6 protein-coding genes are annotated in these 6,851 nt (G+C 61.4%); 1 reads left to right on the top strand and 5 read right to left on the bottom strand.

What is annotated here, in order from left to right:
• Positions 1-75 precede the first annotated feature (75 nt).
• Complete coding sequence (gene glnA / locus ACTZWY_RS19380; RefSeq protein WP_444792354.1) at positions 76-1,482, bottom strand: type I glutamate--ammonia ligase; 1,407 nt, start codon at positions 1,480-1,482, stop codon at positions 76-78.
• A gap of 62 nt (positions 1,483-1,544) precedes the next feature.
• Complete coding sequence (locus ACTZWY_RS19375; protein WP_274351887.1) at positions 1,545-1,883, bottom strand: P-II family nitrogen regulator; 339 nt, start codon at positions 1,881-1,883, stop codon at positions 1,545-1,547.
• A 184-nt stretch (positions 1,884-2,067) separates the two neighbouring features.
• Between ACTZWY_RS19375 and ACTZWY_RS19370 the strand changes: the two genes are divergently transcribed.
• Positions 2,068-3,612 (top strand): NAD(P)H-hydrate dehydratase, encoded by a 1,545-nt coding sequence (locus tag ACTZWY_RS19370; RefSeq protein WP_444792353.1) that lies wholly within the window; start codon positions 2,068-2,070, stop codon positions 3,610-3,612.
• A gap of 63 nt (positions 3,613-3,675) precedes the next feature.
• Here ACTZWY_RS19370 and modC read toward each other — a convergent pair whose 3' ends face one another.
• The 3 genes from modC to modA are packed head-to-tail and all read right to left on the bottom strand — an operon-like array spanning position 3,676 to position 6,241.
• The gene (modC, locus tag ACTZWY_RS19365; protein ID WP_444792352.1) at positions 3,676-4,755 is read right to left on the bottom strand and encodes a molybdenum ABC transporter ATP-binding protein; all 1,080 of its coding nucleotides are present in this window, start codon (positions 4,753-4,755) and stop codon (positions 3,676-3,678) included.
• Positions 4,752-5,462, bottom strand: coding sequence for a molybdate ABC transporter permease subunit (modB, locus tag ACTZWY_RS19360; protein ID WP_444792351.1), 711 nt, complete (start codon positions 5,460-5,462; stop codon positions 4,752-4,754). Before modB ends, modC begins: the two co-directional genes overlap by 4 nt.
• On the bottom strand, positions 5,462-6,241 hold the full coding sequence (gene modA, locus ACTZWY_RS19355) for a molybdate ABC transporter substrate-binding protein (RefSeq protein ID WP_444792350.1): 780 nt from the start codon (positions 6,239-6,241) through the stop codon (positions 5,462-5,464). The genes modB and modA overlap by 1 nt, the downstream gene beginning before the upstream one ends.
• Between the last annotated feature and the right edge of the window lie 610 nt (positions 6,242-6,851).

The raw sequence follows: 6,851 nt of genomic DNA, 5'->3' as shown, positions 1-6,851 counted from the left end.
ACCACAGCACACGCCAGTTCCGCCAACAAAAAAAGCCCCCGCATGCGCGGGGGCTTTCCCTACGGGAACACCCGATCAGCAGCTGTAATACATCGCATATTCGATCGGGTGGGGTGTGTGCTCATAGGCATACACTTCTTCCCATTTCAGATCGATATAGGCCATGATCTGGTCCTTGGTGAACACATCACCAGCCAGCAGGAAGTCATGATCCGCAGCAAGGTTTTCCAGCGCTTCACGCAGGCTTGCGCAAACTGTGGGGATGCCTTCCAACTCTTCGGGTGGCAGATCATACAGGTCCTTGTCAGACGCGGGGCCGGGATCGATCTTGTTCTTGATACCGTCAAGACCAGCCATCAGCAGGGCCGCAAATGCCAGATAAGGGTTGGCCGAGGGGTCGGGGAAGCGGGCTTCCACGCGCTTGGCCTTGGGGCTTTCGGTCCATGGAATGCGAATGCAGCCCGACCGGTTGCGCGCGGAATATGCGCGCAGAACAGGCGCTTCAAACCCGGGGATCAGGCGCTTGTAGCTGTTGGTTGTGGGGTTGGTAAACGCGTTCAGCGTCTTGGCATGTTTCAGAATGCCGCCAATGAACCACAGCGCTTCCTGGCTAAGGTCAGCGTATTTATCGCCTGCAAACAACGGCTTGCCATCTTTCCAGATGGACATGTTCACATGCATGCCGGTCCCGTTATCGCCCTTGACGGGTTTCGGCATGAAGGTTGCCGTTTTGCCATAGGCGTCAGCGACGTTGCGCACGACATATTTGTATTTCATGATTTCGTCAGCCTGCTTGGTCAGCGATCCGAAGATCAGGCCAAGTTCATGCTGTGCGGACGCCACTTCGGTGTGGTGCTTGTCGACCTTCATGCCCATGTCTTTCATGGTGGTCAACATTTCAGAACGCATGTCCTGATTGGCATCCATCGGGTTCATCGCGAAATAGTGGCCCTTGACGCCGGGACGGTGGCCGGTATTGCCAGTGTCATAATCGGTGTCGGAATTCCACGCGGCTTCTTCGGCATCCACCTCGAAGCTGACCTTGTTGATCTTGTCGCTGAATTTCACGCTGTCGAACACGAAGAATTCCGCTTCCGGGCCGAAATAGGCCGCATCACCAATGCCTGAAGATTTCAGATAGGCCTCGGCCTTTTCTGCGGTGCCGCGCGGGTCGCGCTCATACGGCTCATTGGTGTCGGGCTCCACGATGGACGCGTGAATCGCCAGCGTTTTTTCCGCATAGAACGGGTCGACATAGACACTGTCCAGATCGAACACCAATTTCATATCGGATGCTTCAATCCCCTTCCAGCCCGGCACGGACGATCCGTCAAACATGAAGCCTTCTTCAAGGAAATCTTCATCCACCAGATCGCCAACGATGGTCACATGCAGCATGCGCCCGCGCGGGTCCGTGAAGCGGATATCAAGATAGGCGATATCTTCGTCTTTCATAAGCTTGAGAACGTCAGCAGAACTCATGTCTTTTTCCTTTTCTTTGGGAATTGGGTCCGGGGCGCAAGGCCCCGCTAAACTGCATCAGGTCAGAGCGCGTCATCCCCGCTTTCGCCAGTGCGAATGCGGATCGCTTGCTCCACCGGTGAAACGAAAATCTTGCCATCACCAATTTTTTCGGTGCGGGCAGCGGCAATGATGGCTTCAATAGCCTCATCAACCTGATCATCGGGCAAAACAATCTCGACTTTCACCTTGGGCAGGAAATCGACCACATATTCAGCGCCGCGATACAGTTCAGTATGCCCTTTCTGACGGCCAAATCCCTTGACCTCCAGAACCGACAACCCTTGAACGCCAATATCTTGCAGCGCCTCCTTGACCTCATCAAGCTTGAACGGTTTGATGATCGCTTCGATCTTTTTCATGCCCTCGCCTTTTCGTTTCCTGAAGCCCTCGTCCGGCTTGCCTTGTTCAGATCATGTTCAGACCTTCCTCACAATCTGATAGACTGGAACTTGGAAGGAACAAAACACCCAATCAACACTGCAGCACAAATAATAGTCAATGCGCATTATTTTTATGCAGTTTGTAAAAAGTAGGTTCGCAAAAATGGTCGAAATACTGACATCCGCCCAAATGCGCGCCGTTGAACGTGCCGCTATCGATTCTGGCGCGGTGACGGGACTGGAATTGATGGAACATGCGGGCCAGAAGGTGGTGGGCGCCCTGCTGGACCATTGGAACATTCACCACGATTCCCCCTGCACTGCCCTAATTTTGTGCGGACCGGGCAATAACGGCGGCGACGGCTTTGTTGTGGCGCGGTTGCTGGCCGAACGCGGCTGGCGCGTCACTGTGTGCCTGTATGGCGACGCGCACACCCTGCCCCGCGACGCGCGTCACAACTATGACAGATGGGCGCGAATGGGCGCGGTTCATGCGCTGACGGCGGCTGTGGCAGACATGCTGCCCCCGGAGGCTTTCGTCATTGACGCGCTGTTTGGCACCGGCCTGACGCGTGCGTTGCCCGAACCGCTTGCCACAGCGCTTGCGCAACTGGACCAGCGGCCTGCACGGGGGCGGGTGGCGGTTGATGCGCCCAGCGGGGTGTGTCTGGATAGCGGGCGCGCGTTGGGATATGCGCTGCCCGCCGAGCTGACGGTGACATTCCACCGCGCCAAGATCGGGCATTATCTGGCCCAAGGGCCACAGCACTGCGGCGCGCTTGTCGTTGCCGATATCGGGTTGGGACAAAACAGCGGCCATGCCCACCAGACCAACCTGTTGACCGACAGCCTTGCCGCAGGTTTGGGCAAACGGGGCGCGGGGCATAAATACACGCATGGGCACGCGCTTGTTCTGGCGGGGGGAGTGGGCAAAGGGGGGGCGGCCCGCCTTGCGGCGCGCGCCGCGTTGCGCATGGGCGCGGGCGTGGTGACACTGGCCTGCCCGCCTGCTGCCCTGCAAGAAAACGCCTGCCGTCTGGATGCCGTGATGCTGCGCGCGGTGCGGGACGCGGACGCGGTAAGCCAGCTTTTGCAAGACGCGCGCGTGACTGCGCTGTGCCTTGGGCCGGGCGGCGGCGTGTCCCCGCGCGAGGCGGGCGTATTGCGCGCTGTGCTGGATGCAAACAGGCCCACTGTCCTTGATGCCGATGCCCTGACACTGCTGGCGCAGGGCGCGGCAGGGTTTGACGCGCTTGGACCGCAAACGGTCCTGACCCCGCATGCGGGCGAATTTGCGCGCCTGTTTCCTGATATTGCAGCAAAACTGCAAAATGCGGCGACACGCGGCCCGGCCTATTCCAAGCGCGATGCAACATATGACGCCGCCCGGCGCGCGGGGTGCGTGGTGGTGTTCAAAGGCCCGGACACCGTGATTGCCGCGCCGGACGGGCGCTGTGCGCTGAACGGCGCGGCCTATGACCGCGCAGTGCCATGGCTGGCCACGGCAGGATCAGGCGATGTGCTGGCGGGCATGATTGCGGGGTTGCTGGCGCGCGGGGTTGCGCCCTTCGATGCGGCCTGCGCGGCGGCATGGCTGCATGTAGAAACCGCGTTACATTTTGGCGCGGGACTGATTGCCGAGGATCTGCCCGAAACCCTGCCGCAGGTGCTGAACAGGGTCACCCTGAAACCGCGCGGCACTGCGTAGAAAGGCCGTGCCACATGCAAGCATGCGCCCGAGTCAATGCGCGGCGCGGGGCGCACTGTTATATCAGCCGGTGCCCACATTTTCGGGGGCAGTCGCAACGGATTTCAGAACCGCATGACAGGGCTGGCCAGGGGCGAGGCCCATTGCCGTGGCGGATCGTCGTGTGATGCGCGCTGTCAGCCTGTCATCCCCGAACGCCAGCGTGACCAGTGCGCCGGGACCAGTGCCCAGATGAATGTCGCGGATCGTTCCGGCAAGAATATTCAGCGCCGACAAGCCTGTTGGACGGTCGCGCGACAAGATTACGTCATGCGCGGCAATGCGCAGGCGGATCGCCGCGCCGGGCGCGGCGTCCAGACGCGGCAGCCACAACGCCCCCCCGGCCGTGGCAAGTTCGGTCAACCCGTCATCATGATGGCCCACCACCCGCGCCCCCAGAACCGAGGCAGCGCCCCGCGCGCCCACCGCATCCACATCGCCCAGCACCTGCGCGGCGGGGCCAATGGCCGCCACCCTGCCCGCCTTCAGGGCGACCACGGTTGTGGCCAGCCGCGCAACTTCTGCAGGGGAATGGCTGACATACAGAATCGGCACCGACACCTCGTCGCGCAAGCGTTCAAAATAGGGCAGGATTTCAGCCTTGCGCGCCTCATCCAGCGCGGCCAGTGGTTCATCTGCCAGAATAAGCTTTGGCGCGGCCAGCAGGGCGCGGCCAATGGCCACGCGCTGCTTCTCGCCGCCCGAAAGTGCGCCGGGGCGGCGGTCCAGAAGGTGGCCGATGCCCAGCATCTCCACCACATGCGCCACAGGTTCGCTGCGCGCATGGCGCGGCGCGAACCAGCGCCCGTAGGCAAGGTTCTGACGCACGCTAAGATGCGGAAACAAACGCCCTTCCTGAAAGATATAGCCCAGCCTGCGCCGGTGCGGGGGCAGGAACTGGCGCGCCTGCGTATCCATCAGCACCCAATCCCCCGCCGCAATGCGCCCGCAATCGGGGCGCAAAAGCCCCGCCACAGCATTGATCAAGGTGGTTTTGCCCGAACCCGACGGGCCAAACAGCACTGTCACCCCCGGTGGTGCCTGAAAGCTGACGTCCAGCGCGAAACCCTTGAAGCTGTGCTGAATAGCGATTGAAAGCGTCATGACCCCGACACCCGTTTCGCCACCCGCCGCGCCAGAACTTCCGACACCACAAGGGCGGCCATCGCAATGACCACCGCAATGATGACAAGGCGGCTTGCCGCGTTTTCGCCGCCGGGCACCTGCAAGAACGCATATATCGCAGAAGGGATTGTCTGCGTCTGGCCGGGAATGTTTGACACGAAGGTGATTGTCGCGCCGAATTCGCCTATCGCCTTTGCAAATGCCAAAATGGCCCCCGCAATGATGCCGGGCAAAATCAGCGGTAGCGTGACAGTGACGAATACCCACAGTTTTGATGCGCCCAGCGTGCTGGCGGCGGCTTCAAGTTTGGGGTCCACGCCCTCAATCGCCAGCCGGATGGCCCGGACCATCAGCGGGAATGCCATGATCGCGGCCGCCACAGCGGCGCCCGTCCAGCGAAACGACAGCACAATGCCGAACCATTGGTCCAGAACCTGCCCCACCGCCCCACGACGCCCGAACACCATCAGCAGCAAATACCCCGTCACCACCGGCGGCAGGATCAACGGCAGGTGAACAAGGCCGTTCAGAACCTGCTTGCCCCAGAAGTTCCACCGCGCCAGCGCATAGGCCACCAACACCCCCAGCGGCAGGCTGCACAGTGTCGCCCAGAAGGACACGCGCAGCGACAGCCGCACGGCCTGCCATTCGGCGGGGCCAAGCCAGTTTGCCCATTCCCCCCCCATCAGCGCAAGACACGGAAACCGAACTGTGCCCAGATGGCGCGGGCGGTCCCGGATGTCAGATATTCATGGAACGCCTGCGCATGGGGGCTGGCGGACTGGGCTGTAACCGCGGCGGGAAAGGTGATTGGCGCATGGCTGTCTGCCGGAAAACTGCCAATGACCGTGACATTGTCCGTCACCACCGCATCTGTGGCATAGACAATGCCCAACGGCGCCTCGCCGCGCGCAACAAAGGACAGCGCAGTGCGCACATTGTCAGATTGCGCCACCAGCGGGGCCACATGGTCCCAAAGCCCCAGCGATGTCAGCGCCTGCTTGCCATAAATACCCGCAGGCACTGCATCCACCAGCGCCATGGCCAGCCGCCCGTCCCCCAGCAGGCCCGCCATGTCCAGCGTGGCATCAAGCGCAACGGGGGCCACATCGCGGCCATGGGCAACAAGCACCAGCGTATTGCCAAGAATATCCGCCCGCGTGCCGCTGCGCAGATCGCCGGACTGTTCAAGCGCATCCATCCAGTCCACGCTGGACAGGATCACCACATCAGCCGGGGCGCCATGCTGGATCTGGCGGGCAAGCGCGGACGACCCCGCATAGGACGGCGCGACAGACAGCCCTGTTTCGGCAGTCCAGGCGGCGGCCACCCCGTCCAGCGCATTGGTCAGGCTTGCTGCGGCAAACACCGTGACATCCGCTGCCACAGCGCGCGCGGGCATGGCCACTGCGGCCCAACCCGCAATCGCAATGGCAGCCATCTGGCAGATCACGGCAGTCCGCATACGCTTCTCCTGATGCTATGTTTGTCAAAACACATCGCACAGGCATTGTTTTTGCAGCAAGCGTTATTTTTGCGCGGATATATCCCGGCCCACCGTCACTCCCGCGGCCCTTGGGCGCGGATTTCCCCCAGTCTGGGCGCGAAGCTGCACGAAGTGGTCAGCCTTATACCAAAACAAGGTCGAATTCGCGGTCGGCATGGCGATTCTGGCCTGCATTCTTATGCTGGTTCTTGTGGCATTTCAGGGGCTGGTCCTGTTTGTGCGGGACAGGTTGTTCGGCTGACAGCGACGGATTTGGACACGCGCTGCGCAAAAGCTGCTTTGGGCGTTGTGTTGGGGGGGGGCGCATTTCTATTTGAAATACAGCACAGGCTGGGCGCTGCTCTTGGCCTTTTGCCGACACTGGGAATGTCCCAAGGCGCGGAATCAAGGCCGCAGGCCGCCGCGCCATCGGCGGGCCGGCCCGCGGCCTGCCGATGACCTGAAGGTGCGCCAAGCGATTGAATTCAGGAATATGCCGCGTGCATAAAGTGAACCCCTATAACGCCGGATCGGCAGACCCCGGCCCGCCGACAGCGCGGGCTTAGTCCAAGGGCGAAGGGCAGCTTCA

The organism is Roseinatronobacter sp. NSM (genome assembly GCF_052379845.1).
Taxonomy (GTDB): Bacteria; Pseudomonadota; Alphaproteobacteria; order Rhodobacterales; family Rhodobacteraceae; genus Roseinatronobacter.
The sequence above is the reverse complement of the archived record's forward strand: the minus strand, read 5'-3'. Positions and strand labels throughout refer to the sequence as shown.

What these genes read in the sequence shown, in the direction of transcription:
- modA (WP_444792350.1), bottom strand. Translation starts at nt 6,241, where the DNA reads ATGCGGACTGCCGTGATCTGCCAGATGGCTGCCATTGCGATTGCGGGT.
- ACTZWY_RS19370 (WP_444792353.1), top strand. Translation starts at nt 2,068, where the DNA reads ATGGTCGAAATACTGACATCCGCCCAAATGCGCGCCGTTGAACGTGCC.
- modB (WP_444792351.1), bottom strand. Translation starts at nt 5,462, where the DNA reads ATGGGGGGGGAATGGGCAAACTGGCTTGGCCCCGCCGAATGGCAGGCC.
- modC (WP_444792352.1), bottom strand. Translation starts at nt 4,755, where the DNA reads ATGACGCTTTCAATCGCTATTCAGCACAGCTTCAAGGGTTTCGCGCTG.
- glnA (WP_444792354.1), bottom strand. Translation starts at nt 1,482, where the DNA reads ATGAGTTCTGCTGACGTTCTCAAGCTTATGAAAGACGAAGATATCGCC.
- ACTZWY_RS19375 (WP_274351887.1), bottom strand. Translation starts at nt 1,883, where the DNA reads ATGAAAAAGATCGAAGCGATCATCAAACCGTTCAAGCTTGATGAGGTC.